The 1,515-nt window shown below is 60.3% G+C and carries 1 protein-coding gene; it reads left to right on the top strand.

Translation table 11 applies throughout. The annotated features are described in order from the left end of the window. The coding region (locus tag AWB67_RS37555; protein ID WP_200822423.1) for an NADH-ubiquinone oxidoreductase-F iron-sulfur binding region domain-containing protein at window positions 1-642 on the top strand (642 nt) is incomplete at its 5' end. Window positions 643-1,515 lie beyond the last annotated feature (873 nt).

Here is a 1,515-nt window from a genome sequence, read left to right as displayed (position 1 = left end):
GCGCCGACCATTGTGAACAACGCCGAGACACTGGCACACGTACCGGGGATCTTGCGCCACGGCGCGCAGTGGTATCGAGAGCTCGGCGTAGGGAATGCAGCCGGAACCAAGCTCTACTCGCTCTCGGGCGACGTCTTGCATCCAGGTCTGTACGAGCTTCCGATGGGCACGAGCCTCGCGACGCTCGTCTTTCAGCATGGCGGCGGAATGCTTCAGGGCAAGGAGTTCAAGGCGGTCTTTACGGGTGGTCCCTCGAACACCTTGCTGACGAATCGCGACCTCGATGTTGCACTGGACTTCGACTCGGTGCGGCTGCGCCGTTCGCGTCTCGGGACCGGTGCGATGATCGTCGTGTCGGAAGGCACCAGCATCGTTCGCAAGGTCGCTGAGTACGTGAGCTTCTTTGCCCAGGGTTCGTGCGGCCAGTGTCCACCCTGCAAGGGCGGCACTTTTCAGCTGATGCGACTTCTCAATCGCCTCGACACCGGTCGCGGTGTGCGCGCCGATCTGGAGGCGTTGGAAAACCTGTGCCGTATCCTTCCCGGTAGCGGTCGCTGCGGTCTCATCGACGGCGCGGTGACGGTGGTGGAGAGTTCCGTCAGCCAATTCCGAGAGGAGTATGAGGCGCTTCTGATGGCATAGGCGTTGACGCCAATACCAATTTAATTCCCAGGCCAAAGTTCGTGTGAATTCGCCGCACTAGATTCCGAGTCGCAGATCGCGGGACCGGTCTTCTCGGAAGCAATGGTTCAATGCATTCGCGGCATACGGATCAATCGGTCAATCGGACGTCGAATCCAACGATGCTTGCCGGTCGCCCCCTCGACAGGCGATTGTCAGATCGGCGCACAGAGTCTGCTAAGACCGTCATGGTGCGACACTTGTCGCACTATGACGGCCAATAACGTGAACGCCGCTCCGGCGAAACGCGGCCGTCGGTCTCGCCGATGGCTTCAACCATCGCCACCGAACGGAGGCGGACCCACTTACCGTCCCCATCGAGCGCTTTACGCGGTCTATGGTCTGCAACGGCTTATGAGATTAGTGTCCGCGCGAGTTCAAAGTAATACGAAACAAGCTGAGCCACGCGCCTCTTTTTGGGCCGCGCTCATCCGTTAGCACGATCGACACTAGGCGACGCGCCGGAGCGGGGCGGCCACAAGTGACCCCTTGGCGGTCGGCGCGAACAGCGTTAGTTAATGCCGTCACCAATAACACCGCTTTCCCTATTGCGCTTGCCTCGCTGCTCATAGACCGCTAGCCGCTTGACGTGCCCCGCCGCTTTGTCACAAAGCACGCGTACGCTGGGTGTCGTCCCACTCTGCGAACCCGAAGGTCGCGACAGTGCATGCGCTCGCCCTAGAACCGATGACGGATGCCCGCCGTCACTTCGACCTGATTGCTGGTCGATGAAGGCGCGCTCAATCCATTGATGAACGCCACCCCCAGTGCGGTGTTCTGGCTCGTGCTGACTGACTGATAGACACCTTGCAGATACAGATCCGTGCGTTTGGA

The organism is Caballeronia terrestris (assembly GCF_001544515.1).
In the GTDB taxonomy this organism is placed as follows: Bacteria; Pseudomonadota; Gammaproteobacteria; order Burkholderiales; family Burkholderiaceae; genus Caballeronia; species Caballeronia terrestris.
Note: the sequence above shows the minus strand (reverse complement) of the source record. Positions and strands in the feature narration are given on the sequence as shown.